22 protein-coding genes are annotated in these 23443 nt (G+C 70.6%); 11 read left to right on the top strand and 11 right to left on the bottom strand.

Translation table 11 applies throughout. The annotated features are described in order from the left end of the window. Positions 1 to 110 precede the first annotated feature (110 nt). From thrC to speD, 4 genes are all read left to right on the top strand, one after another. The gene (gene thrC, locus QM788_RS18475; protein ID WP_415662907.1) at positions 111 to 1502 is read left to right on the top strand and encodes a threonine synthase; all 1392 of its coding nucleotides are present in this window, start codon (positions 111 to 113) and stop codon (positions 1500 to 1502) included. Continuing rightward, entirely contained in the window at positions 1495 to 2706 is a 1212-nt protein-coding gene (glp, locus tag QM788_RS18470) for a gephyrin-like molybdotransferase Glp (protein WP_415662906.1), read from the top strand. Before thrC ends, glp begins: the two co-directional genes overlap by 8 nt. After that, positions 2703 to 2960, top strand: a complete 258-nt coding sequence (locus QM788_RS18465) for a MoaD/ThiS family protein (protein ID WP_415662905.1) — start codon at positions 2703 to 2705, stop codon at positions 2958 to 2960. Before glp ends, QM788_RS18465 begins: the two co-directional genes overlap by 4 nt. A gap of 76 nt (positions 2961 to 3036) precedes the next feature. Continuing rightward, positions 3037 to 3423 (top strand): adenosylmethionine decarboxylase, encoded by a 387-nt coding sequence (gene speD, locus QM788_RS18460; RefSeq protein WP_415662904.1) that lies wholly within the window; start codon positions 3037 to 3039, stop codon positions 3421 to 3423. Between the two features lie 94 nt (positions 3424 to 3517). On the opposite strand, the gene QM788_RS18455 is transcribed toward speD, so the two are convergent. The 9 genes from QM788_RS18455 to QM788_RS18415 all read right to left on the bottom strand — a co-directional run bounded on the left by QM788_RS18455 (position 3518) and on the right by QM788_RS18415 (position 11941). Continuing rightward, on the bottom strand, positions 3518 to 5059 hold the full coding sequence (locus QM788_RS18455) for a flavin monoamine oxidase family protein (RefSeq protein ID WP_415662903.1): 1542 nt from the start codon (positions 5057 to 5059) through the stop codon (positions 3518 to 3520). Between the two features lie 11 nt (positions 5060 to 5070). Beyond that, positions 5071 to 6636 (bottom strand): polyamine aminopropyltransferase, encoded by a 1566-nt coding sequence (locus QM788_RS18450; protein WP_415662902.1) that lies wholly within the window; start codon positions 6634 to 6636, stop codon positions 5071 to 5073. Next, a complete protein-coding gene (locus tag QM788_RS18445; protein WP_415662901.1) occupies positions 6633 to 7316 on the bottom strand; it encodes a hypothetical protein in 684 nt (227 codons plus the stop codon). The genes QM788_RS18450 and QM788_RS18445 overlap by 4 nt, the downstream gene beginning before the upstream one ends. Beyond that, positions 7306 to 7851: a hypothetical protein gene (locus QM788_RS18440; protein WP_415662900.1), complete on the bottom strand. Its 546-nt coding sequence runs from the start codon at positions 7849 to 7851 to the stop codon at positions 7306 to 7308. The genes QM788_RS18445 and QM788_RS18440 overlap by 11 nt, the downstream gene beginning before the upstream one ends. A 94-nt stretch (positions 7852 to 7945) precedes the next feature. Then, entirely contained in the window at positions 7946 to 8152 is a 207-nt protein-coding gene (locus tag QM788_RS18435) for a YciI family protein (RefSeq protein WP_415662899.1), read from the bottom strand. A gap of 21 nt (positions 8153 to 8173) precedes the next feature. After that, positions 8174 to 8395: a DUF350 domain-containing protein gene (locus QM788_RS18430; protein WP_415662898.1), complete on the bottom strand. Its 222-nt coding sequence runs from the start codon at positions 8393 to 8395 to the stop codon at positions 8174 to 8176. A gap of 12 nt (positions 8396 to 8407) precedes the next feature. After that, a complete protein-coding gene (locus QM788_RS18425) occupies positions 8408 to 9991 on the bottom strand; it encodes a DUF4178 domain-containing protein (RefSeq protein WP_415662897.1) in 1584 nt (527 codons plus the stop codon). Next, entirely contained in the window at positions 9984 to 11027 is a 1044-nt protein-coding gene (locus tag QM788_RS18420) for an SPFH domain-containing protein (protein ID WP_415662896.1), read from the bottom strand. The genes QM788_RS18425 and QM788_RS18420 overlap by 8 nt, the downstream gene beginning before the upstream one ends. Before the next feature lie 102 nt (positions 11028 to 11129). Continuing rightward, positions 11130 to 11941 (bottom strand): IS5 family transposase gene (locus tag QM788_RS18415; protein WP_415659607.1). Its coding sequence is split into 2 segments (ribosomal slippage): positions 11130 to 11611 and positions 11611 to 11941, totalling 813 coding nucleotides; the frame shifts between segments, so codons are not numbered across the junction. A gap of 81 nt (positions 11942 to 12022) precedes the next feature. Here QM788_RS18415 and QM788_RS18410 point away from each other — a divergent pair. The 5 genes from QM788_RS18410 (at position 12023) to QM788_RS18390 (ending at position 18852) form a co-directional block, all read left to right on the top strand. Then, positions 12023 to 12508 carry a molybdenum cofactor biosynthesis protein MoaE gene (locus QM788_RS18410; RefSeq protein WP_415662895.1) on the top strand — a complete coding sequence of 162 codons (486 nt, stop codon included), beginning with the start codon at positions 12023 to 12025 and terminating at the stop codon, positions 12506 to 12508. 78 nt (positions 12509 to 12586) lie between these two features. Then, the gene (gene clpB, locus QM788_RS18405) at positions 12587 to 15178 is read left to right on the top strand and encodes an ATP-dependent chaperone ClpB (protein WP_415662894.1); all 2592 of its coding nucleotides are present in this window, start codon (positions 12587 to 12589) and stop codon (positions 15176 to 15178) included. A 103-nt stretch (positions 15179 to 15281) separates the two neighbouring features. After that, positions 15282 to 15491 carry a hypothetical protein gene (locus QM788_RS18400; protein WP_415662893.1) on the top strand — a complete coding sequence of 70 codons (210 nt, stop codon included), beginning with the start codon at positions 15282 to 15284 and terminating at the stop codon, positions 15489 to 15491. Positions 15492 to 15536: 45 nt separating this feature from the next. Beyond that, positions 15537 to 17654, top strand: a complete 2118-nt coding sequence (locus QM788_RS18395; RefSeq protein WP_415662892.1) for a TonB-dependent siderophore receptor — start codon at positions 15537 to 15539, stop codon at positions 17652 to 17654. 16 nt (positions 17655 to 17670) lie between these two features. Then, positions 17671 to 18852, top strand: coding sequence for a PepSY-associated TM helix domain-containing protein (locus tag QM788_RS18390; RefSeq protein WP_415663009.1), 1182 nt, complete (start codon positions 17671 to 17673; stop codon positions 18850 to 18852). On the opposite strand, the gene QM788_RS18385 is transcribed toward QM788_RS18390, so the two are convergent. After that, a complete protein-coding gene (locus QM788_RS18385; RefSeq protein ID WP_415662891.1) occupies positions 18793 to 19119 on the bottom strand; it encodes a hypothetical protein in 327 nt (108 codons plus the stop codon). The two genes, QM788_RS18390 and QM788_RS18385, sit on opposite strands and share 60 nt — an antisense overlap. 52 nt (positions 19120 to 19171) lie before the next feature. Here QM788_RS18385 and QM788_RS18380 point away from each other — a divergent pair, with 52 nt between their 5' ends. Next, positions 19172 to 20032, top strand: coding sequence for a sterol desaturase family protein (locus QM788_RS18380; protein ID WP_415662890.1), 861 nt, complete (start codon positions 19172 to 19174; stop codon positions 20030 to 20032). Positions 20033 to 20096: 64 nt separating this feature from the next. After that, positions 20097 to 21398, top strand: coding sequence for a diguanylate cyclase (locus QM788_RS18375; RefSeq protein ID WP_415662889.1), 1302 nt, complete (start codon positions 20097 to 20099; stop codon positions 21396 to 21398). Here QM788_RS18375 and QM788_RS18370 read toward each other — a convergent pair. Next, positions 21387 to 23387, bottom strand: coding sequence for an alpha/beta hydrolase family protein (locus QM788_RS18370; RefSeq protein ID WP_415662888.1), 2001 nt, complete (start codon positions 23385 to 23387; stop codon positions 21387 to 21389). The two genes, QM788_RS18375 and QM788_RS18370, sit on opposite strands and share 12 nt — an antisense overlap. Between the last annotated feature and the right edge of the window lie 56 nt (positions 23388 to 23443).

The following is a 23443-nucleotide window of genomic DNA, read 5'->3' as shown; positions in this document are numbered from 1 at the left end:
CGCCTCCCCCTCAAGGGGGCGCTGCCAGTGGCCCGGCAAAGCCGGTGCCACGGCAGCCGCTCGATCAAATCGTTCAGCGCCGCAGATGGATCGTTTGCGGTGAAAGCTCTATGAAGTACGTCTCAACCCGCGGCGACCAGACCGAGCGCGGCTTCTCCGACATCCTGCTCGAAGGCTTGGCGCCGGACGGCGGCCTCTACCTGCCCAAGACCTACCCGCAGGTCGATGCAGCGACGCTCGCGCGCTGGCGCGGCCTGGCCTATGCCGACCTCGCGTTCGAGATCCTGTCGCTCTACATCGACGACATCCCTGCTGACGACCTGCGCGCGATCACGCGCAAGGTCTACACGCCGGAAATCTTCGGCACGCCGGAAATCACCCCACTGACCTGGCTCGGCGACGGCCTCGCGCTGGAGGGCCTGTCCAACGGCCCGACGCTGGCCTTCAAGGACATGGCGATGCAGCTGCTCGGCGCGCTGTTCGAGTACGAACTCGGCCGGCGCGGCGAGACGCTGAACATCCTCGGCGCGACCTCGGGCGACACCGGCAGCGCCGCCGAATACGCGATGCGCGGCAAGCAGGGCGTGCGCGTCTTCATGCTGAGCCCGCACGGCCGCATGAGCCCCTTCCAGCAGGCGCAGATGTTCAGCCTGCAGGACGCCAACATCCACAACCTCGCCATCGAGGGCGTGTTCGACGACTGCCAGGACATCGTCAAGGCCGTCTCCAACGACCTCGCGTTCAAGCGCGAGCACCGCATCGGCACCGTCAACTCGATCAACTGGGCGCGGCTGCTGGCCCAGGTCGTCTACTACTTCGCCGGCTACTTCCAGGCGACGAAGACCAATGACCAGAAGGTCAGCTTCACCGTCCCGTCAGGCAATTTCGGCAACGTCTGCGCCGGCCACGTCGCGCGCATGATGGGCCTGCCCATCGCCCGCCTCGTCGTCGCCACCAACGAGAACGACGTGCTCGACGAGTTCTTCCGCACCGGTGCCTACCGCCCGCGCGGCACGGCGGACACGCACGAGACCTCCAGCCCGTCGATGGACATCTCCAAGGCCAGCAACTTCGAGCGCTTCGTGTTCGACCTGCTCGGCCGCGACGGCGCGCGCGTGCGGCAGCTGTTCTCGTCGCCGGCCTTTGAGCTGACGGCGGACGAGCAGGCCCGCATCGCCGGCTTCGGCTTCGCGTCCGGCCGCAGCACGCACGCCGACCGCGTGGCGACCATCCGCCGCTGCCACGCCGAGTACGGCGTCGTCATCGACCCGCACACGGCCGACGGCCTCAAGGTCGCGCTCGACCTGCGCGCGCCCGGCGAAACCATGCTGGTGCTGGAAACCGCGCTGCCCGCCAAGTTCGCCGCGACCATCGTCGAGGCGCTCGGCAGCGAGCCGCCACGCCCGGCCGGCCTCGAAGGCATCGAGCAATTGCCCAAGCGCGTGAAGGTCATGCCGGCCGACGTGGCCCAGGTGAAGACCTACATCCACGCCCATGTCTGACGCCCCGCGCAAGCCGCTGATCGCCCTCGACGACGCGCTGGCCACGCTGCTGGCTCAGGCCGCGCCGCTGGCGGGCACGGAGACGCTGCCCACCGCCGCCGCGCGCGGCCGCGTGCTGGCCGCCGACCTGATCTCGCCGCTGGACGTGCCGCCCGCCGACAACTCGGCGATGGACGGCTACGCGCTGCGCGCCGCGGACGCCGCGGCCCCATTGCCAGTGACGCAACGCATCCCGGCCGGCCAGGTTCCCGGCGCGCTGCCGTCCGGCGAGGCCGCGCGCATCTTCACCGGCGCGCAACTGCCGGCGGGCGCGGACACGGTCGTCATGCAGGAGTTCGCCGAGCTGGCGGACGACGGCCGCTTGCGCGTGACCCAGCCCGTCACGCGCGGCCAGCATGTGCGCCTGCGCGGCGAGGACCTGAAGGTCGGCCAGACCGTGCTGCCGGCCGGCACGCGGCTGGACGCCATCGCGCTGGGCCTCGCGGCCACGGCCGGCGCGGCGCAGTTGAGCGTCGCGCGCCGCCCGCGCGTCGCCGTCTTCTCGACCGGCGACGAACTGGTGATGCCCGGCGAGCCGCTGCCGCCCGGCGCGATCTACAACTCCAACCGCTTCACGCTGCGCGCGCTGCTCGAAGGGCTGGGCTGCGAGGTCATCGACCTCGGCATCGTGCCCGACCGCCTCGACGCCACCCGCGCCGCGCTGCGCGAGGCGGCCGCGCGGGCGGACGTGATCCTGACCTCGGGCGGCGTCTCCGTCGGCGAGGAAGACCACCTGCGCCCCGCCGTGCAGGCCGAGGGCCGGCTCGACCTGTGGGCCATCGCGATCAAGCCCGGCAAGCCCTTCGCGTATGGACGTGTCGGCGAAGCGCATTTCATCGGCCTGCCCGGCAACCCGGTGTCCAGCCTCGTGACCTTTCTCGTGCTGGTTCGGCCCTTCCTGCTGAAGCTGCAAGGTGCGACCCGCCTCGCGCCGCGCGGCTACCGGCTCGCGGCCGGCTTCGACTGGCCCCGGCCCGACAAGCGCCGCGAGTTCCTGCGCGTCCGCCTGGACGAGGCCGGCGGCCTCGCGCTGTTCGCCAACCAGAGCAGCGGCGTGCTGACCTCGGCCTACTGGGCCGACGGCCTGCTCGACAACCCGGCCGGCCAAGCCTTCAAGGCGGGTGACGCGGTGCGCTTCCTCCCGTTCGCGGAACTGCTGGCATGACGATCACGGTCAAGCTGCGCTTCTTCGCGTCGCTGCGCGAAAAGCTCGGCGACGAGGGGGTGCTGTGCTTGCCCGAAGGCAGCACCGTCGCCGCCGCGCGCGATGCGCTGCTGGCGCGCGACGAGCGCCACGCCGACGCGCTGGCGCGTGGCCGTGCGGTGCGGGCGGCGCTGAACCAGACGATGTGCGCCGAATCGGCCGTGCTGGCGGACGGCGACGAACTGGCGTTCTTCCCGCCAGTGACGGGCGGATGACCATGAGCCCCCACGCTCGCTGGCGCTCGCTGCCCCCCGAGGGGGCGTCATCCGCCTTGGGGCGGCCCGGCGGCGGATGAACGGCCTGCACCTGACGGCCGACTTGAGCGGCGTCGATCCGGCACTGCCGCCGATGACCGACCCGGCCGCGCTCGCCGCGCTGTGCCGCGACGCCATCGCCGCCTCGGGCCTGAGCGGCGTCGCCGAACTCTTCCACCGCTTCGCGCCCGAGGATGCACAGAGCGGCATCACCGGCGTCGTGCTGCTGGCCGAATCGCACGTCGCCGTGCATACGTGGCCCGAACTGGGCGGCGTGACGCTGGACGTCTACGTCTGCAACTACGGCAGTGACAACAGCGCCCGCGCGGAGGCGCTGCTCGATGCTCTGCTGAAAGCCTTTGCGCCGTGTGACGCGGCGGTTCAACGCTTGACCCGCGCGGCTGCGTCGACGCCGAGGCAGTAGGTTGGGGTGAACAACGTGAACCCCAACGAATGCTGCCGGCCTGAATGTTGGGGTTCGCAGGCTCACTCCAACCTACCGGGCTCTGCGCCGCGCCTCAAAGGCTGAGCCGCTCGGCCGCTTCGACGCCGACCGTGTACGCCTCTTCAAACACTGAATAGCCCGCCAGGTCGCCGTGCGCGAACACGACGCGGCCGCGCTGCGCGTTCAGGGCGGCCAGTTCGGCCGAGCCGCGCAGGCCGGGCGTCGGGATGCTCATCGCGTGGCCGAAGCGGCAGAGCGCGATGCGCTCGACCTTGGCCGGCAGGTCGGGGTGGGTCTGGGCCAGCTCGGCGGTGACGATGCGCGCCCAGTGCTGCCAGGGCCGCGCCAGCAGCTCGCCGCGCCGTGCGGCGGGCAGCGCGACATAGGCCGTCAGCAGCGGCGGGCGCGGTGTCGGGTCGAGCGACTGGTGGCGCGCATCGACGTAGCCCAGCGCCGTCGAGCCGTAGCGCACGTTGTCCCAGGACGGCGGTGCGCCGGGGCGCGTCAGCAGCGGCTCGCGCAGCAGCAGGCTGGCGGTCAGCCAGGGCGCGTGCCGCTGCTTCAGCGCGCGCAGCGCATCGGGTGGCGCGGTGAGCAGCCGCGCGGACACGAACAGCGGTGCGGCCATCACGACGGCGCGCGCGGCCCAGCGCTCGGGGGCGCCGGCGGCCTCGTTCCAGGCCAGCAGCTCGACGCCGCTGCGCTGCTCGGTGACGCGCAGCACGGTGCGGCCCGTGTGGATGCGTTCCCGCAGCGGCTCGGCGAGGCGCTGCGACAGCCAGCCGTTGCCCTCGGGCCAGGTCAGCACCGGCTCGCGCTCGGCGGCTTCGTCGCCCGGCGCGTGGAAGCCGTGGCGGCTGGCGAAGTAGTGCAGGCCGGCCCAGGCGGAGACGGTGGTGGCGTCCGCGCCGTAGTCGTCGCGGCAGCAGTAGTCGAGGTACCAGCGCAGCCGTGCGTCGCTCAGGCCCTGGCCGTCCAACCAGGCGGCGAAGGGCTGCGCGTCCAGCGCGGCATGGCCGGCCGTCCAGCGCGTGCGGTGACTGGGCATGGCGAAGCCGAGCCCGCGCTGCGCCCGCGCGACCAGGGCCGAGAAGTGGCGGTACTGGGCCAGCGACGCGGCGCCGTCGGGCGGCGGCAGCAGGCCGTCATGCCAATAGCCGCCGTTCGGGCCGTCGATGAACAGCCGCTCCTGCGGGCTGTGGCAGAGCCAGCGCTCGTCCCAGACCGTGCGGCCGGCCTGTTCGCGCGCGAGGCCCAGTTCGTGCAGCAGTTCGTTGACCTCGTGCGCCTCGGGGCCGGGCAGCGGCAGGTAGTGCGCGCCGAGCGGGCAGGGCGCGCTGCCGACGACGTGGCTGCGGCTGTTGCCGCCGGGCTGGTCTTCGAGGTCGAGCAGCGCGAAGTCGTCGATGCCGCGCCGGGCCAGCGCCCGCGCGCAGGCCAGCCCGGCGATGCCGCCGCCGACGATGAGCACGCCGGTCTTCCTCAGCGGGCCGCTGGCCTGGGGCAGTTCGCCGCGCAGCCGGTGCCCGCGCTCGGGATGGGTGCCGACCCAGCCGCCTTGCAGCGCTGGGGCATCGGGCGTGCAACCCGTGGCGGCCAGTCCCGCCAGCAGCAACTCGCGCCGCCTCAATGCACCTTCCCCCATTCCTCTTCGAAGGTCTGCACCAGCACCTGATTGGACAGCCGGTTCACCTCGGCCGGCACGCGCGCCATGTCGGGCGGGAAGTCCAGCAGCGTGGGCAGCGTCTGTGCGTTGATGAAGCGCAGGCCGGGCGGGAACTGCGTGGGCGCGCGGAACGGCCGGCGCGACGCGAGCACGAAGCCCCATTCGCCGAAGCTCGGCACGTGGGCGTGGTAGGGCGTGGCGGTCAGCCCGACGGACTCGACGGTGGCCACCACGGTCCAGAAGCTGCGCCGGGCCACCAGCGGCGAGGTAGTCTGCACGACCGCGTAGCCGGAGGCCGCGAGGTGCTGGTCCACCAGCTCGTAGAAGCTGGCCGTGTAGAGCTTGCCGAGCGCGAAGTTGGACGGGTCGGGGAAGTCGATGACGATGACGTCGAAGGTCCCGGCGTGCTGCTCCAGCCAGCCGAAGGCGTCGGCGTTGACGATGGTGAGCTTCGGCGACGCCAGCGCCCGGCCGTTCAGCGCGGCCAGCCGGGGGGTGTCGCGGAACAGCGTGGTCATCAGCGGGTCCAGCTCCACCAGCGTGACCTGCTCCACGCTGGCGTGGCGCAGCACCTCGCGCACGGCCATGCCGTCGCCGCCGCCCAGCACCAGCACGCGCTTGGGCGCCCCGTGCGCGGCCATGGCCGGCTGCACCAGGGCCTCGTGGTAGCGGTACTCGTCGCGCGAGTGGAACTGCAGGTTGCCGTTCAGGAACAGCCGCGTGCCGGCCTGCCCGTCGGTGACGACGATGCGCTGGTAGGCGCTGCTCTGCTTGAAGACGATGTGCTCGCCGTAGAAGCGGTCCTCGGCCCAGGTGGTCAGCCGCTCGGCGCCCAGCAGCGCGGCCAGCAGCAGGCCGGCCGACAGCGTACAGGCCGCCGCCATCGCCGCCCTGGCGCGCACCTCGGCGCGGAACAGCCACAGCGCCCACACCGCCACCGCCACGTTCAGCAGCCCGAAGGCGATGCCCGTGCGCACGAGGCCCAGCTGCGGCACCAGCACCAGCGGGAAGGCCAGCGCGACGAGCAGCGCGCCGAGGTAGTCGAAGGTCAGCACCTGCGACACCAGGTCCTTGAGCCCGTAGCGTGCGCTGAAGTGGCGCTTCAGGATGCGCATGACCAGCGGGATCTCCAGCCCGACCAGCGTGCCCACCAGCAGCACCAGCCCGTACAGCAGCACGCGGAACGGCGTGGCCGCGCCGGGCGGCAGCAGGCTGTGGACGGCGAACAGCGCCGCCGGCATCAGCCCGCCGATGACGCCGACGAGCAGCTCCACCTGCAGGAAGACGCCCACCAGCTGCCGCTCGACGAAGCGCGACAGCCACGAACCCAGCCCCATCGCGAACAGGTAGACGCCGATGACGGTGGAGAACTGCAGCACCGAGTCGCCGAGCAGATAGCTCGCCAGCGCGCCCGCCGCCAGCTCGTAGACCAGGCCGCAGGCGGCGATGACGAAGACGCTGGCGAGCAGCAGCAGCTCGGCGAGCGAGACGGGCGCTGTCTGGCCCTCATGGTGGTGCAGATTCATGGGCTCAAGGCTTTCAGGCGGCCCATGACGAGGCCGGCGCGTTCCGGCTCGACGATCAGGCCCGGCAGCACGTTGGCGAAGTCCGGGTTCTTCAGCAACCGGGCGAAGGCAGCGGCCACCGCCTGCCGCAATTCGGCGGGGGCAGCGGCCATCTCATCGGCAAGCTCCTCGCGCCCGTCGATGATGTTGAGCACGTCTTCGAGGTCGTGGCTGCTCATGAAGTCGCCGCCGCCACGGCTGGCAAAGGCTTCGAGCTTGGTCGCCACGAAGGCGACGGCGCTCACCCGCCGAATGACCACGCCCGCACCCAAGTCCAAGGGCACGGCAGTTTCCACCGCATAGGGGTACCAGCGGTTTGAGAAGCCCAGCACCTCCGGCTGTACCGGCATCAGGTCGAAGGGCACCCCCGATGCCTTGTGCACCCAGCGGCAAATCACATCGCTGCTGACGTCACGCGCAAACCCGCGCGCCGCCACGGCCTCCTCGATGCGATGGAACAAGGCGCGGTTGGCACTCACCACCGCATCCACATCGCGGGTGGCGCGCACCGGATCGGCCAGCAGGTCGGTGACGAGCAGGCCGGCCACGGCACCGCCGACAAACACCACTTGCTCCCGCAACTCTCCCAGGGCCTCGGCGACGCTGCGCAGATGGGGCAGGTTCGGGTCATCAACGCGCATCGGCGTCTCCGGGGTCGAACTGCATCAACTCGGCTTCCATCAGCTTCGTGGCCAGCGTGCGCTCGCGCGCCCGCCCGATGCGCAGGGCGTCCAGCAGCGCCAGCAGGCGATGCAGCGCGGGGTCGGCCAGCGCGGCCTGCGGCGCCGTCCGATACAGGGGCGAGAGCGTCGGCCCTTTGGCGCTGCCGGTGGGATGCGCCCAGACGGGTGCCTCCCCGGCGGTCACCGTCAATTGGCTGGCCAGGGGCTCGGCACCGAAGGCCGTCGGCACGCCCCGCTTGACCGGCCCCGGCGTGGCCGGCCAGATATAACGCACGCCGTGCAGCATGAACTCCAGCAGGTTGGGCCTGACCGGCGACCATTCACCGCGAGCAGGCGTCACCGCCAGGCCGGACGCCACCGCGCGCTTCACGCTGGCGTGCGCCTCCGACGCGCTCATGGTCAGGGCTTCGCCTAAAGCGGCATAAGTCCAGCGCTGCGGCGGGTGTGCCGCCACCTTCAGCAGCACCAACAAGTCTTGGGGTTTGAGGTCCATCGGGCGTGCATATTCGCTATTCGCGAATTGCGAATGTCGCCGATGAAACCCGATTTGGCAAGCCGTCGGCGGCCGCACCAGCTCAGCCCCTGCTTCACCTGTCGAGAACGAAGTCCCAGCCGGCGCGCAGGCCGCCGGTAGTGAAGGGGTCTGCGGCGATCAGCGCCTCGACGGCCGCCCTGTCCGGTGCCCGCACTATCCACAGCCCGCCGACTGGCGTCGCCTCGGGTGACTCGCGCAGCGAGCCGGCGGCGCGCAGCGGGTCGGCATGTGCGGCGACCCCTTCGAGGTGGACTGGCAACAACCGGCGGCGCAGCCGTGCTCAGCCATGGATCGCCGCCGCGACGATGTGCCCGATCGACAGGCACATCGCGCCGACGACGATGGCCAGCGCCACGTTCTTGTGCTCGACGATCTCCTCCCACAGCTTGTAGGGGGTGATCTTGTCGACGATGACGAACGAGATCCAGAAGACGGCGACGCCGATCAGGGCGTACATCGTCGAGCCGAGGACGACTTCGGGCCGGAGCCAGTCGAGGGTCATGTCAGTTCTCCTTTACTTGTGGCCGCCGCCACCGCTGCTGTAGCCGCCGTAGCTGCCGCCGCCGTTGCCGATCCGCACGCCGCTGCCGCGCGAGTCCGCGAGGCACTGGCGGTATTCGTTGCTGTTTTCGCCGAAGCTGTCCTTGTACGGCTGGCAGCCGTCGTCGCTGCAGGCGCGCAGCGCCGAGAACAGCACCACCATCAGGAACAGGCCGATGACGATGTTGCGCAGCAGCGTGCCGCCGTCGTTCCTGAAGGCCGAGGCGTCGCGTGCGAGGGCGCCGGCCGGCGCGGCGAGGCCGAAGGCCTGCTGCACGGCGGACGCGGGCAGCGTGCGGCCGGCGCTCCAGGTCAGCTCCGGGCCCTGCTGCTCGCGGCTCAGCAGGAACTGGCCATCGTGGCTGGCGTAGTCGGTCACCTGCACGCGGTCGCCCAGCCGCACGGGCCAGTAGAACTCGCCCAGCACATGCGTCGTCTTCGCGCCATAGGCCCAGCGCTGCACGTAGGCGCGGCCCTGCCAGGTGGCGCCGCCGCGCTGCGGCGCGGGCGCGCCGGTCAGCGTGCGCACCAGGCTCCAGCCTTCGTCCGTGTCGACGAGGAAGGCGAAGCCGGCCAGCCGGTTGTAGAGCAGGTATTCGCGCCAGAAGCTCTGCTCGTCCTCCGCGTCCTCGGGGAGGTCGCAGCGCTCCTGGTAGCCGACGACGGTCCAGGGCAGCGGCTGGCCGTCGTCGGCCGCCAGCGTGCCGGTGCGGCCGAGCGGGATCAGCGGCGGCGCGCCGGGGCTTTGCGCGGTGAAGCCGAGGGCCTGGGCGTCGCCTTCCGGCAGGTCGACGACGGCCTGGCATTGCGCGCAGCTCATGCTCTTGGTCTGCACCAGGCTGGGCGCCAGCGGTGCGCCGCAGTTGGGGCAGGCGATGGCCCGGCCCTTGAACCGGGCGTCGGCGACCGACTCGCCCTCGGCCGTGCTGCGCAGCCCCTGCAGCGCCAGCTCGGCCAGCTGCACGCCGCGGCCGAGGGACCAGACGGGCGGGCCATCCTCGCGGTATTCCAGCGTGCCGACCTCGTCGCGCTCGTTGCGCAGCTCGGCGACGCGGCCCGTGCGCGGCACGCGCGGCAGCTCGCCCTCGGCCGCGTACACGGCGGCGTCGATCACCGCCGCCACCTGCCAGCGCTGCCCGGCCAGCGTCAGCGGCAGGCCGGCCTGGGGCTGCGCGGGCGGCGCCTCGGCCAGCGGCGCCTCGAGGCTGAGGACGAAGCGGCCGTTGTCCTCGCTGAGCCAGGCCACGCGCGGGGCGTCGCCGGCATCGAACAGCAGGTGCCATTCGTTCCAGCGGCCGAGCTCCGAGCCGCGCTGCACGCGGCCGACGACGGCGAAGCCCTGGCCCATCCAGCGCCCGGTGGTGCCGAGCTGCAGCGGCGAGTAGTCCTCGAAGATCTCGGCGCTCTGGCCGATCCGCTGCAGCGCATCGCCGTCGCGCAGCAGCGTGCTGCGGCAGAAGCCGCAGACGGCCGTCGTCGACGCCGCGCTGGCGAACGCTACCGGCGCGCCGCAGTTGGGGCAGGCCGCACGCCAGCGGCGCTGGGCTTGGTCAGCCAAGCTTCTTCAGCAGATCGGCCTTCTTCGCGGCGAATTCCTCGTCGGTCAGGATGCCCTTGGCCTTGAGGTCGCCGAGCTTTTCCAGCAGCGCGACGATGTCGTCGGGCTTGCTGGCGGCGGGGGCCGGCGCCGCCGTGCCCACGCCGGCCAGGCCCTGGCTGAGCGTCTGCGCCAGCGTCTGGCCCAGCGCGACGCCCGCGCCCAGGCCCACGGCCTCGCCGGCGATGCCGCTGCCGCCGGCGCCCACGCCCTTGGCCATCTCGGGCAGCGCCTGCGCGGCCTGGTACTGCATGAACTGGCCCATGTTCTGGCCGATGATGCCCATGCCGATGCGCTGGTCCAGGATCTTCTGCAGCTCCTCGGGCAGCGACACGTTCTGCATCGTCACCGACATCAGCTCCAGGCCGAGGGCCTGGAAGGCTGGCGCGGTGGCGGCCTGGAGCGCGGCGGCGAACTCGACCTGGTTGGCCGCCAGGTCCAGGAACGGCGTGCCGCTGCCGGCCACGGCGTCGCTGATGTGCTGCAGCATCAGCCCGCGCAGCTGGCCCTCCAGCTCGGCCACCGTGTAGCGCTCGCGCGTGCCGGAGATCTGGCTGTGGAAGGCCTTGGGGTCCTGGAGGCGGTAGGCGTAGTTGCCGAAGGCGCGCAGCCGCACGGCGCCGAAGTCCTTGTCGCGGATGGACACGGGCTGGCTGGTGCCCCAGCGCTGGTCGATCTGCTGGCGGGTGCTGAAGAAGTAGACGTCGCTCTTGAACGGCGACTCGAACAGCTTGTCCCAGTGCTTCAGGTTGGTCAGCAGCGGCAGCGTCTGCGTGGTGAGCCTGTGCGTGCCGGGGCCGAACAGGTCGGCCACCTGGCCCTCGTTGACGAACACCGCCAGCTGCGACTCGCGCACGACGAGCTGGGCGCCGTTCTGGATTTCCATGTCGCGCATCGGGAAGCGCCAGGCCAGCACGGCGTCTCCCGCGGCCGCCGAGTCCTCGGTCCACTGGATGATGTCGATGAACTGTTTCTTGATGAAATCCATCAGGGCCATGGCGGGTCTCGCTTGCGGTCGGGAAAGGTGCGCAGTATGCGGCGCGAACCGGGCAGGCAGCCGGCCGGGGCCAGGTGAATATGACCCTCCGGCTTAGAGCGGCTAACAAAACTGAATCAATGCTCGCACGCAGATGACGCTGCACGCCAGGGATAGCAAGGCCACATGGGTATGAACGCTTCGCTCGAAACGCACGCGCAGCTTGCCGAAGGCGGCCAGCCAAGCATGCGTGCGTTCGACGACCCAGCGATGGCACCCGAGTCGGTCGTTGCGCTCGATACCCCTGCGGGCGATCCGATCCTGGATGCCTCGGCGCTTGAGGTGCTCCCGACAGCGTGCAAAGTCGTAGCCCTTGTCCGCGTGCAGCTTGTCGGGCCAGCGGCGCGGCTTTCCACGCTTTCCTCGCACATCGGGCAAGGCATCGATCAACTGCTCGAAGACCACCGAGTCGTGGCGGTTGGCTCCGGTCACGCAGAACATCAGCGGGATGCCCTGGCGGTCCGTGATGATGTGACGTTTGCTGCCGAGTTTTCCTCTGTCCGTGGGGTTGGGGCCAGTGTGCGAGCCCCCCGGGGGCTGGGCACGCTGGCCCCGTCCAGGCTGGCTCGGCTGAAGTCCAGCCGCCCGGCGCTACGCAGTTCGGCCAACAACAGCATATGCAATTGGTGCCACACACCGGCATCCTGCCATTGGCGCAGTCGCCGCCAGCAGGTCATGCCACTGCCGAAGCCCAGTTCCTGGGGCAACTCTTCCCAGGGGATGCCGGTGCGCAGCACGAACAGGATGCCGTTCAGAGCCATCTCGTCGCTCACCCGTGGACGACCGCCCTTGACCGAGGGCACGAATACCGGCAGCAGTGGCTCAATCTTCTTGAACAGCGCCGCGCTGATTTCCTTGTTCTTGGTTCGACCCATGTACCGTCAAACGCACTTCAACCGCCTGACGATGACAGGGTTGTGTTAGCCGCTCTTAGGGGGCCGGGCGAGAATGCCGGCATGGCGAGAGTTTCCATCCAGTCGGCCGACTTCGACCTCGGCGCCGAGGCGGCGGCCCTGCGGGCCGGCGACGGCGGCGTGGGCGCGGTGGTGGCCTTCGTGGGCACGGTGCGCGAGCACGGCAGCGGCGCGGCCGTCGTGCGGATGGAGCTGGAGCACTACCCGGGCATGACCGAGGCCGCCATCGAGGCCATGGTGGACGCCGCGCTCGCCCGCTTCGACATCCGCGCCGCCCGGGTCATCCACCGCGTGGGCGCGCTGCGCGCGTGCGAGCAGATCGTCGCGGTGCTGGTCGCCGGCGCGCACCGCGGCCCGGCCTTCCAGGCCTGCGAGTTCCTGATGGACTACCTGAAGACCCAGGCGCCGTTCTGGAAGAAGGAGCACACCGCCGACGGCGCGCACTGGGTGGACGCCCGGGCGGCGGACGACCAGGCGCTGGCGCGCTGGGGCATCGCCGGCGGCAACGCGGCCGCGGAGCCGCAGTAGGCGCCCGCCGTTCGTGGCCGGCGCTTGAAATCGCCGGGCGCGTGCCCACTTGGCTTGCAACCGGAGGAGTCATCCATCATGCGAGCCGACAAGTTCACCACCCGATTCCAGGAAGCCCTGGGCGAGGCGCAGAGCCTGGCCCTGGGCCGCGACAACCCCTACATCGAGCCCGTCCACGTGCTCGCCGCGATGCTGGCGCAGGACGACGGCCCGCGCGCGCTGCTGGAGCGCGCCGGCGTGAAGGCGCCCGCGCTGAAGACGGCGCTGGACGGCCTGATCGCCGGGCTGCCCCAGGTCAGCGGCGACGGCCAGACCGTGCAGGCCGGGCGCGAGCTCGTGGCCCTGCTGCAGGCGGCCGAGAAGGAGGCCACGAAGCGCGGCGACCAGTTCATCGCCAGCGAGATGTTCCTGCTCGCGCTCAGCGACGCCAAGACCGACCTGGCCGGCGTCGTGCGCGGCCACGGGCTGACGCGCAAGGCGCTGGAGGCCGCGATCCAGGCGGTGCGCGGCGGCGAGAAGGTCGATTCCGCCGACGCCGAGGGCCAGCGCGAGGCGCTGAAGAAGTACACGCTCGACCTGACCGAGCGCGCGAAGCAGGGCAAGCTCGACCCGGTGATCGGCCGCGACGAGGAAATCCGCCGCGCGATCCAGGTGCTGCAGCGCCGCAGCAAGAACAACCCGGTGCTGATCGGCGAGCCGGGCGTGGGCAAGACGGCCATCGTCGAGGGCCTGGCGCAGCGCATCGTCAACGGCGAGGTGCCGGACAGCCTGAAGGACAAGCGCGTGCTGGTGCTGGACATGGCGCTGCTGCTGGCCGGCGCCAAGTACCGCGGCGACTTCGAGGAGCGCCTGAAGGGCGTGCTGAAGGAGGTGGCGCAGGACGAGGGCAAGACCATCCTCTTCATCGACGAGATCCACACCATGGTCGGCGCCGGCAAGGCCGAGGGCGCCATCGACGCGGGCAACATGCTGAAGCCCGCGCTGGCGCGCGGCGAGCTGCACTGCATCGGCGCGACGACGCTGGACGAGTACCGCAAATACGTCGAGAAGGACGCCGCGCTGGAGCGCCGCTTCCAGAAGGTGCTGGTGGACGAGCCCAGCGTCGAGGCCACCATCGCCATCCTGCGCGGCCTGCAGGAGAAGTACGAGGTGCACCACGGCGTCGAGATCACCGACCCGGCCATCGTCGCCGCGGCCGAGCTGAGCCACCGCTACATCACCGACCGCTTCCTGCCCGACAAGGCCATCGACCTGATCGACGAGGCGGCGGCCAAGATCAAGATCGAGATCGACTCCAAGCCCGAGGCGATGGACCGGCTGGACCGCCGCATGATCCAGCTCAAGATCGAGCGCGAGGCCGTGCGCAAGGAGAAGGACGAGGGCTCGCAGAAGCGCTTCGCGCTGATCGAGGAAGAGCTGCTGAAGCTGCAGCGCGAGTACGACGACCTGGAGGAAATCTGGACCGCCGAGAAGGCGCAGGCCCAGGGCTCGGCGCATGTGAAGGAGGAGATCGACCGCATCCGCCAGCAGATCGAGGACTGGAAGCGCAAGGGCGACTTCAACAAGGTCGCCGAGCTGCAGTACGGCCGCCTGCCCGAGCTGGAGAAGCAGCTCAAGGAGGCCCAGGCCAAGGAGGCCGGCAAGGCCGGCACCGACAAGCCGCAGCTGCTGCGCACGCTGGTCGGCGCGGAGGAGATCGCCGAGGTCGTCGCGCGCGCCACGGGCATTCCGGTGTCCAAGCTGATGCAGGGCGAGCGCGAGAAGCTGCTGCAGATGGAAGGCCGGCTGCACGAGCGCGTGGTCGGCCAGGACGAGGCCATCCAGGCGGTGTCCGACGCCATCCGCCGCTCGCGCGCCGGCTTGAGCGACCCGAACCGGCCGCTGGGCTCCTTCCTGTTCCTCGGCCCCACCGGCGTCGGCAAGACCGAGCTGTGCAAGGCGCTGGCGGGCTTCCTGTTCGACAGCGAGGACCACATGGTGCGCATCGACATGAGTGAGTTCATGGAGAAGCACTCGGTCAGCCGCCTGATCGGCGCGCCGCCGGGCTACGTCGGCTACGAGGAAGGCGGCACGCTGACGGAGGCCGTGCGCCGCAAGCCCTATTCGGTGCTGCTGCTCGACGAGGTGGAGAAGGCGCACCCGGACGTGTTCAACGTGCTGCTGCAGGTGCTGGACGACGGTCGGCTCACCGACGGTCAGGGCCGCACGGTGGACTTCAAGAACACCGTCATCGTGATGACCAGCAACCTCGGCTCGCAGCACATCATGGCGCTGGCGGGGCAGGGCGAGCAGGTGATCCGCGACGCGGTGTGGGGCGAGGTCAAGAGCCACTTCCGGCCCGAGTTCCTGAACCGCATCGACGAGACGGTGATCTTCCACGCGCTGGGCGCGGCGCACATCAAGTCCATCGCCCGCATCCAGCTGCGCCAGCTCGAGGCCCGGCTGGAGAAGCTGGAGATGAAGCTGGACGTGTCCGACGCGGCGCTGGACGAGCTCGCCAAGGTCGGCTTCGACCCGGTGTTCGGCGCCCGACCGCTGAAGCGCGCCATCCAGCAGCGCGTGGAGAACCCGCTGTCCCGGCTGATCCTGGAGGGCCGGTTCGGGCCGAAGGACGTGATCCCGGTCAACGTCGAGAACGGCGAGTTCAGCTTCGGGCGCGTCGTGCACTGAGCCGCCGGTCCCCCCCGGCCCCAGGCCGCCTTTCCCATGCGGGGAGGCGGCTTTTTGACGCTTGCGTATAAAATGATAATCATTCTCAATCGCATCAATCCGGATGACATCTCCCCGCAGGGCCGATCACGGCCATCGCCGAAACCGCTTTCATGACGCGCTGACGCTGTGGGGCTGGCCGCTGGCGCTGGGCCTGCTGAGCGCCAGCGGGCTGGTGTCGGCGCTGGTGTCCGACGACTGGGGCGACACCTGGTCGTGGATCGCGCTGGGCGTGCCGGTGCTGGTCATGGGCCGGCATGCGCTGCGCCGCTGAGGCCGGACGCCCCTGAAAACTTCCCTCCATTTGCTCTCCAACGACATGAAGAACCGATTCCTGCCGACCGCCTGCGCCCTGGCCGCCGCCGCCGCGATGGCTCCCGCCCAGGCCCAAGAAGCCAGCGCCCCCGCCGTTGCCAGCGGGCCCACCGCACTGGAAGCCGTCGTGGTGACTGGCAAGCGCGCCAATCGCATCTCCAAGGGAGCGACGGGGCTGGCGATGGAAATCAAGGACACGCCCCAGTCCATCAGCAACCTCGATAAGGAGGACATCACTGCGTTCGGCGCGACCGACTCCAACGAGGCCCTGCGCATGGCCACCGGTATCAACGTCGAGCAGTACGAGACCAACCGTGCGGTGTTCAACTCGCGCGGCTTCGAGATCCAGCTGACGCAGATCGACGGCCTGGGCATGACCAACGACTGGGGCACCGTGGCCGGCCAGCAGGACACCTATCTGTTCGAACGCATCGAGCTGATCCGTGGCGCCAACGGCCTGCTGACCGGCGTGGGCAATTCCTCCGGCACGATCAACTACGTGCGCAAGCGTCCGCTCAACGAGGACCGTGGCGAGGTGAGCCTCACGGCCGGCTCTTACGACACCCGTCGTCTCGCGCTGGACTACAACAAGCGCCTCACCGGCGACGGTGCCTGGGCCGGCCGCGTCGTGGCGGTGTACGACGACAAGGACTCCTACCTCCGCGCACTGCACAACAAGCGCAGCACGCTGTACGGCGTGGTCGATGGCCAGATTGGCGAGAACGGCGTGCTGACGCTGGGCGTCACGCTGTCCGACTCGAAGCAGAAGTCGCCGATGTGGGGCTCGCTGACGCTGACGCGCACCGACGGTACGCAGGCGGACTTCGACGTCTCCGCCTCGACGGCGCCCGACTGGAGCTACTGGAACATCCGCACGCAGAGCGTCTTCGCCGAGTACACGCACAGCCTGGGCGCGGACTGGGAGGCCAAGGTCACCTACAACCACCGTCACAACCGGGACGAATCCCACCTGCTGTACGCCTACACGAACACCGGTGCGCTGAACCCGGACGACACCGGCCTCATTGGCTGGCCCTACGGCAGCGTCATCACGACGAACAACGACGTGCTGGACGCCAACGTCAGCGGCCAGTTCAGCGCCTGGGGCCGCAAGCAAAGCCTGCTGGTGGGAGCGAGCCATTCCCGCCAGCGTAACGAGACCGACCTGACCAGCCCGCTGACCAATATGTTCCTGCCGCTGCCGGCCTTCCCCTATCCCGGCAATGCCTACCCGGAGCCGGATTGGGGCGCGCGTACTCCCAGTTCCAGTGGTAGCCAGACGCTGGATCGCGTCTACGTCGCATCGCGCCTGTCGCTGACCGACGGCCTGAAGGGCATCGTCGGCTTGAACGCCATCCGTTTGAAGCGCGAGGGCAGTTCCATCTACGGCAATGCCGCCGCGCAGACGCCGCCGGCTACGAACAAGGTCAGCCCCTACGCCGGACTCACCTACGACATCACCCCCGACGTGCTGGGCTATGTGTCCTATTCCGACATCTTCCAGAATCAGGATCAGTACGACATCACCGGCAAATACCTGTCACCGATGAAGGGCCGCAACATTGAGGCTGGCGTCAAGGCGGATTGGCTGGGCCGCAAGCTGCTGACCACCTTCGCGGTGTTCACGGCCGAACAGAAGGGCCTGGGCTTCGCCGGCGGCGTCATCAAGGAAGGACCGAAGACCGGGCAGACCTACTACGTGCCCAAGGACGTGGACTCCAAGGGTGTGGAGTTCGAGGCCACCGGACAGATCGACAAGGACACGCGTCTCACGCTGGGCCTGACCCGACTCAAGCTCACCGGCCCCGACGGCGGCGACACGACCGAATGGGTTCCGCGCACCGCGTTCAACTTCCGCTACGTCAGCCGAGTGGCCTCACTGCCGGGATTGGAACTGGGCATCAGCGGCCGTTGGCAGTCCGACGTGCGCAAGGATGCCGGTGCCCGCCAGGACGCCTACCTGTTGGCGCACGGCTTTGCTGCCTACGAGCTGAACGACCGCGCGACGCTGCGCCTGAACGTCAACAACCTGTTCGACAAGAAATACATCCAGGGCCTGTCCTACGGTGCGATCTACGGCGCGCCGCGCAACGTCGCCGTGTCGCTGGACTACAAGCTCTGACGCCGCCGCCATGAGCCTGAGCACGCGTTCGATCCGGGTCTGGGCCTGGCTGCACAAGTGGAGCAGCCTGGTCTGCACCGTCTTCATGCTGCTGCTGTGCCTGACCGGGCTGCCGCTGATCTTCCACCACGAGATCGGCCACCTGCTGGGCACCGAGATCGAGGCGCCGGAACTGCCGGCCACGCTGGAGGGCCAGCGCGCGTCGGCGGACGCGGTGATGGCCGCGGCGCGCAGCCAGTACCCGGACCGCATCGTGCAGTTCATGGGCAAGTCCGACGACGACGATCGCCTGTGGTGGACCACGCTGACGCCCTCGCCCGAGCCGACCGAGGACTACAAGTCCGTCACCGTGGACGCGCGCACGGCCCGGGTCGTCGGCGAGTACAAGGTGGGCGAGGGCTTCATGGACCTGATGTTCCGCCTGCACGTGGACCTGTTCGCCGGCCTGCCCGGCAAGCTCTTCCTCGGCTTCATGGGCCTGCTGTTGCTGCTGGCGGTCGTGTCGGGCGTCGTGCTGTACGCGCCCTTCATGCGCAAGCTGGACTTCGGTACCGTGCGCCACGAGCGCTCCACTCGCGTGCGCTGGCTGGACCTGCACAACCTGATCGGCATCGTCACGCTGGTGTGGTGCTTCGTCGTCGGCGCGACCGGCGTCATCAACACCTGGGCCGACCTGCTCATCAAGTACTGGCAGTACGAGCACGTCGGCGCGCTGCTCAAGCCCTACCAGGGCCAGCCGCTGGTGCCGGAAAGCCAGCGCCTGCCGACGCAGCGGCTGCTGGAGTCCGCCCAGGCCGCCGCGCCGGGCAAGAAGCTCTACTTCGTCGCCTTCCCCGGCACGGCCTTCTCCAGCCCGCACCACACGACCTTCTTCATGCGCGGCGACACGCCGCTGACCTCCAAGCTGATGCTGCCGGTGCTGGTGGACGCGCGCACGGCCGAGGTCACCGCCGCGCCGGAACTGCCCTGGTATTTGGACGCGCTGCTGATCTCGCAGCCGCTGCACTTCGGCGACTACGGCGGCATGCCGATGAAGGTGCTGTGGGCGCTGCTGGACATCGCCACCCTCGTCGTGCTGGGCAGCGGGCTGTACCTGTGGCTGAAGAAGCGCGGGCCGGCCAAGGCCGCCTCGCGGGCCTCACCAGCGCGAGCGGTGGTCCTCGGTGACGCCGAGCAGGCCGTAGACACGGCGCGGTAGCGCGCCCGCCGACGCGCGCACCTCGCCGCTGAAGCCCGGGCCGCGGAAGCGCAGGCCGCCCAGCCCAGGTCGACGATGGCGACGCCGAGGAACACCGCGCCGTTCCCCGAGGCCCACGTAGTGCCAGCGCTTGTGGTGCAGCCGCCGCCACAGCCAGCCCGGGCGCGGCCGCAGCCCGGCCCAGTCGATGCGCGCGATGGCGCCGGCATGGCGGCCGCAGGCGGGCCGGCCGCCGCTGACGGCCGCGCCGGGCAGGTCGAGCGGCATGCGGGTTTGTGCCGTCCGGGCGGCGCGCCAGTTTCGCCGCAACATCGCGGGCATGGACGCGCTGCTCGACCTCTACCACCGCCACCTCGACTGGCGCGACCTGACGCTGCTGATGCTGTCGCCGGTCTTCATCGCGCTGATCGCGCTGGAGGCCTGGCGCTTCCGCCGCACCGGCGTGTTCGAGCTGCGCGACAGCCTGGACAGCCTGAACAGCGGCGGCAGCTACCTCGTCATCGACCTGCTGCTGCTGACCGTGCTGGTGCTGCCGGCGATGGGCTGGGTCCACGACCACCGGCTGTTCACCATCGCGGTGACGCCGTGGAACTTCCTCGCGCTGTTCCTGCTCGTCGAGTTCCTCTATTACGGGTTCCACCGCGCCAGCCACCGCATCCGCTGGTTCTGGTGCGCGCACGTCGTCCACCACGGCTCGGAGAAGATGAACTTCGGCACCGCGCTGCGGCAGAGCTGGTTCTACCCGCTGGCCGGCAACTGGCTGTTCTACCTGCCGGCCGTGTGGCTGGGCTTCGAGCCGCGCTGGGTGCTGTTCGCGCTGTCGCTGAACCTGGGCTACCAGTTCTTCGTCCACACCACCTGGGTGGAGCGCCTGCCGGCGTGGTTCGAGTTCGTCTTCAACACGCCGTCGCACCACCGCGCCCACCACGGCCGCAACCCGCAGTACATGGACCGCAACTACGGCGGCACGCTGATCGTCTTCGACCGCCTGTTCGGCAGCTTCGTGCCCGAGCAGGAGCCGGTGGACTACGGCCTGGAGCACCCCTTCCCGACGCACAACCTGTTCTCGCTCAACGCCCACGAGTGGCGCGCGATGTTCCGCGACATGGCCCGCGAGCAGAGCTGGGGCCTGCGCCTGGCCCATCTCTGGATGCCGCCGGGCTGGCGGCGGCATGGATGACCGGCGCTGAGACCGGCGCTGAGGGATGATGCGGGCTGGCTCCGCTGTGCCCGAGGAACACCCCATGCCCACCTCTGCGATCACCGATGCCCGGCTGCTGCTGGACGAGGTGGGTGCCTTCGTCTACACGACCGACGCCGCCGGCCGCTACACCTATGCGAACCGGCTGGTGCTGGAGCTGCTCGGCAACCCCCCGTTGGCGGCCGTGGTCGGCAAGTCCTTCACCGATTTCGTCGATGTCGGCGCCGCCGGCGACGCGCTGCGCGAGACCGACCTGCGCGTGCTGCGCGACGGCGAAACCCTGGCCCGCGAGGAAACCAGCAGCAGCCGCGCCACCGGCGAGCTGCGCACCTACTGGTCGATCAAGAAGCCGCTGCGCGACGCCGGCGGCGCCATCGTCGGCATGCTGGGCATCTCCCACGACATCACCGAGAAGAAGCGGCTGGAGGACCAGGTGCGCCAGCAGAAGGAGCTGCTGGACGCCGTGCTCGACAACGTCCAGGGCCTGGTCTACGTGAAGGGCGCGAACCGCCGCTTCCTGTACGCCAACAAGCACCTGGCCACGGTGTTCGGGCGGCCGGTCGAGGCGATCGTCGGCCGCCTGGACAGCGAGCTGATGCCGCGCGAGGCGGCCGACGCCTTCTGGGAGAAGGACAAGCACATGCTGGCGACCGGCCAGCCCTATGCCGGCGAGGAGTCGCTGGTCGACGCGGCGGGGCAGCTGCGCCACTACTGGAGCGTGGTCGTGCCCTGGGCCGGCTTCGACGGCATGCCCGCGCTGATCGGCCTGATCACCGACATCACCGAACTGCACGCGCTGAAGGAAGAGCTGCGGCAGCAGGCCCACAGCGACAGCCTGACCGGCGTCGCCAACCGGCGCAGCTTCTTCGAGAGCGCGGAGCGCGAGTTCGCGCGCAGCCGCCGCCACGGCACGCCGCTGAGCGTCGTCGCCATCGACCTCGACCACTTCAAGCAGATCAACGACGGCCACGGCCACCCGGTGGGCGACACGGTGCTGCGCGGCTTCGTGCTGTGCTGCCAGCGCCTGCTGCGCGAGGAGGACCTGTGCGCCCGCACCGGCGGCGAGGAGTTCTGCATCCTGCTGCCCGGCACCGACGCCGAGGCCGCCTGGGCGGTCGCCGAGCGCATCCGCACCGAGCTGGCCGGCTGCGCGCTGAGCCCGGAGCATCCGGCGCTGCGCGTGACCGCCAGCTTCGGCGTGACCGAGATGGGCGCGGCCGACACGCACTTCGGCCCGCTGTTCTCGCGCGCCGACCGCGCGCTCTACGCGGCCAAGCAGCAGGGCCGCAACCGCAGCCGCCTGCTGCGCGCGGGCGAGGCGGTTGCGGTGGCGTCAGGGCTCTAGGTACCGGGCCAGGAAGGCCTCCATGCGCTCCGCGAAATCGACGCGGTGCTTCAGCACGGCGAAGCCGTGGCCCTCGCCGGGGTAGCTCACCCAGGCCGGCTCGTTGCCCGCCTCGCGCAGCGCCCGGCGCATGCGCTCGCCATGGGCCAGCGGCACGCGCAGGTCGGCCTCGCCGAAGGCCAGCAGCACCGGCGCCTTGATGCGCGCCGCCTGCTGGACCGGCGAGTGGGCGGCGATCATGGCCGCGTCCCTGACCGGGTCGCCCACCATGTCGCGGAGCTGGTACTGGCGGCCCCAGTCGGAGATGTCGTCGCGCACCCACCAGGAGCCGGCCACGTAGAGGTCCAGGTCGGTCACGGCCACCCAGGCGACGCCGCAGCGGTAGAGGCCGGGGTCGTTGACCAGGCCCATCAGCGTGCTGTAGCCGCCATAGCTGGCGCCGGCGATGCAGGCCTTGTCGCTGGCGATGCCCTGGGCCTGCGCCCAGCGCAGTGCGTCGGCGACGTCGTCCTGCATCGCCTGGCCGAACTGCCGGAAGCCGGCGCGGAAGTGCGCGCGGCCATAGCCGGTGCTGCCGCGGAACTCGGGCTCGATGACGACATAGCCGCGCGAGGCCAGGAACTGCGCCTGCGCATGCCAGCCCCAGGTGTTGCCCCGCACCCAGGGCCCGCCGTGCACGAGGACGACGGCCGGCAGCGGCCCGGCGGCGCCCGGGCGGCGGGTGATCCAGACGGGCAGGTCGCGGCCATCACGCGCCTGGATGCGCTGCAGCTCCATTTGCGCCATCCCGGCCGGCTCGATGTCGATGCGCACCCGGCCCACGGGCCGCCAGTGCGCCTCGCCGTCGGGCGGCTGGGCCTGGTAGAGCCAGAACCGGCCCGGCTCGCCGTCGCTGTAGGAGCGCACGAGCGCCACCATGTCGGGCCGGGCGCAGCGCCGGCAACTGATGCTGTTGACGCGGCCCGGCATGCGCTCGTCGGCCTGCTGCTGCAGCGCCTGCATCGCGGCGTTCTGCCAGACGGTGGTTTCGCGGTCGGTGACGGCGCGCACGCCGAGCGCGGCGCCGTCGCCATCGGCGAGCACGCGGCCGCGGAAGTCGAAGCCGGGCGCGCTGGCCAGCGGCGCGCCCGGCGCGCGGGCCTCGAAGTCGTAGCGGCTCAGCACCGTCTCGCCGGCCGGCCCCGCGGCGTGCGTCACGTAGAGCTGGCCGGCATCGTCCACGGCGTTGATGCCGAACGGCGGGTCCAGCACCTCGCTCTCGTACAGCGTCTGCCAGTCCTGCCGGCCCGGCCCGCGCCACAGCGCGGCCCGGCGGCCCTCGCGGCGCGTCAGCGCGACGCGCAGCTCGCCGCGGCCGTCGGCGACCCAGCCGACCGTGTCGGGCGGGACGCTGACGCCGGTCGGGCGCGTCCGGCCGGTGCGGGTGTCCAGCCACAGCGGGCGCTCCAGGCGGCGCTCGTCGGCCGTGAACGCGACCATCAGCACCTCATCGTTGCGCTGGCCCGGCTGCGGCCTCGGCACGGCCAGCAGGCGGTGGTTCCAGTCCAGCAGCTGCGCCTGGCGGGAGTCGCCGCTGCCGATGAAGGGGCGTCCCAGGCGCCGCACCAGCTGGCGCAGTTCGCTGCCGTCGGGATTGACCGCGAACAGCCCCGGCGCGCCGTTGGGGCGGCCGCTGCCGTCCGACAGATCGACGGCGGTGAAGACCAGGCGTTCGTCATTGACCCATTGGACCTGCCCGATGTCGGCGTCCTTGAACTGGAGGGGGCCTGACACCTTGCCGCCGGGGCCGAGGTCGGCCACGCCCAGGCCGATGCGGCCGCCGCCGAAGGCGCCGCGCAGCGCGAGCTTGCGGCCCGAGGGCGACAGCACGGCGCCGACGATGTCCGGGTCCTTGAAGAACACCTCGGCCGGCGGCGGCGCGGCCCGCGCGACGCCGGCGCACAGCAGCAGGCCGGTGATGACGGCGGCCCAGCCTTTGAAATCGCCCATGTGTCTTTCCTCCCGCACGCTTCGTCGTTGGCGGCGCGGAGCATAGGGCAGGGCCG

It is taken from the genome of Roseateles sp. (genome assembly GCF_047654785.1).
Classification (GTDB): domain Bacteria; phylum Pseudomonadota; class Gammaproteobacteria; order Burkholderiales; family Burkholderiaceae_C; genus Pelomonas.
This window is presented reverse-complemented; position numbering and strand designations above follow the sequence as displayed.

Bases quoted from the DNA above. Each gene is read 5' to 3' on its own strand.
- thrC (WP_415662907.1), top strand. From the start codon at position 111: ATGAAGTACGTCTCAACCCGCGGCGACCAGACCGAGCGCGGCTTCTCC.
- glp (WP_415662906.1), top strand. From the start codon at position 1,495: ATGTCTGACGCCCCGCGCAAGCCGCTGATCGCCCTCGACGACGCGCTG.
- QM788_RS18465 (WP_415662905.1), top strand. From the start codon at position 2,703: ATGACGATCACGGTCAAGCTGCGCTTCTTCGCGTCGCTGCGCGAAAAG.
- speD (WP_415662904.1), top strand. From the start codon at position 3,037: ATGAACGGCCTGCACCTGACGGCCGACTTGAGCGGCGTCGATCCGGCA.
- QM788_RS18450 (WP_415662902.1), bottom strand. From the start codon at position 6,636: ATGAATCTGCACCACCATGAGGGCCAGACAGCGCCCGTCTCGCTCGCC.
- QM788_RS18445 (WP_415662901.1), bottom strand. From the start codon at position 7,316: ATGCGCGTTGATGACCCGAACCTGCCCCATCTGCGCAGCGTCGCCGAG.
- QM788_RS18440 (WP_415662900.1), bottom strand. From the start codon at position 7,851: ATGGACCTCAAACCCCAAGACTTGTTGGTGCTGCTGAAGGTGGCGGCA.
- QM788_RS18430 (WP_415662898.1), bottom strand. From the start codon at position 8,395: ATGACCCTCGACTGGCTCCGGCCCGAAGTCGTCCTCGGCTCGACGATG.
- QM788_RS18420 (WP_415662896.1), bottom strand. From the start codon at position 11,027: ATGGCCCTGATGGATTTCATCAAGAAACAGTTCATCGACATCATCCAG.
- QM788_RS18410 (WP_415662895.1), top strand. From the start codon at position 12,023: ATGGCGAGAGTTTCCATCCAGTCGGCCGACTTCGACCTCGGCGCCGAG.
- clpB (WP_415662894.1), top strand. From the start codon at position 12,587: ATGCGAGCCGACAAGTTCACCACCCGATTCCAGGAAGCCCTGGGCGAG.
- QM788_RS18400 (WP_415662893.1), top strand. From the start codon at position 15,282: ATGACATCTCCCCGCAGGGCCGATCACGGCCATCGCCGAAACCGCTTT.
- QM788_RS18395 (WP_415662892.1), top strand. From the start codon at position 15,537: ATGAAGAACCGATTCCTGCCGACCGCCTGCGCCCTGGCCGCCGCCGCC.
- QM788_RS18385 (WP_415662891.1), bottom strand. From the start codon at position 19,119: ATGCCGCTCGACCTGCCCGGCGCGGCCGTCAGCGGCGGCCGGCCCGCC.
- QM788_RS18380 (WP_415662890.1), top strand. From the start codon at position 19,172: ATGGACGCGCTGCTCGACCTCTACCACCGCCACCTCGACTGGCGCGAC.
- QM788_RS18375 (WP_415662889.1), top strand. From the start codon at position 20,097: ATGCCCACCTCTGCGATCACCGATGCCCGGCTGCTGCTGGACGAGGTG.
- QM788_RS18370 (WP_415662888.1), bottom strand. From the start codon at position 23,387: ATGGGCGATTTCAAAGGCTGGGCCGCCGTCATCACCGGCCTGCTGCTG.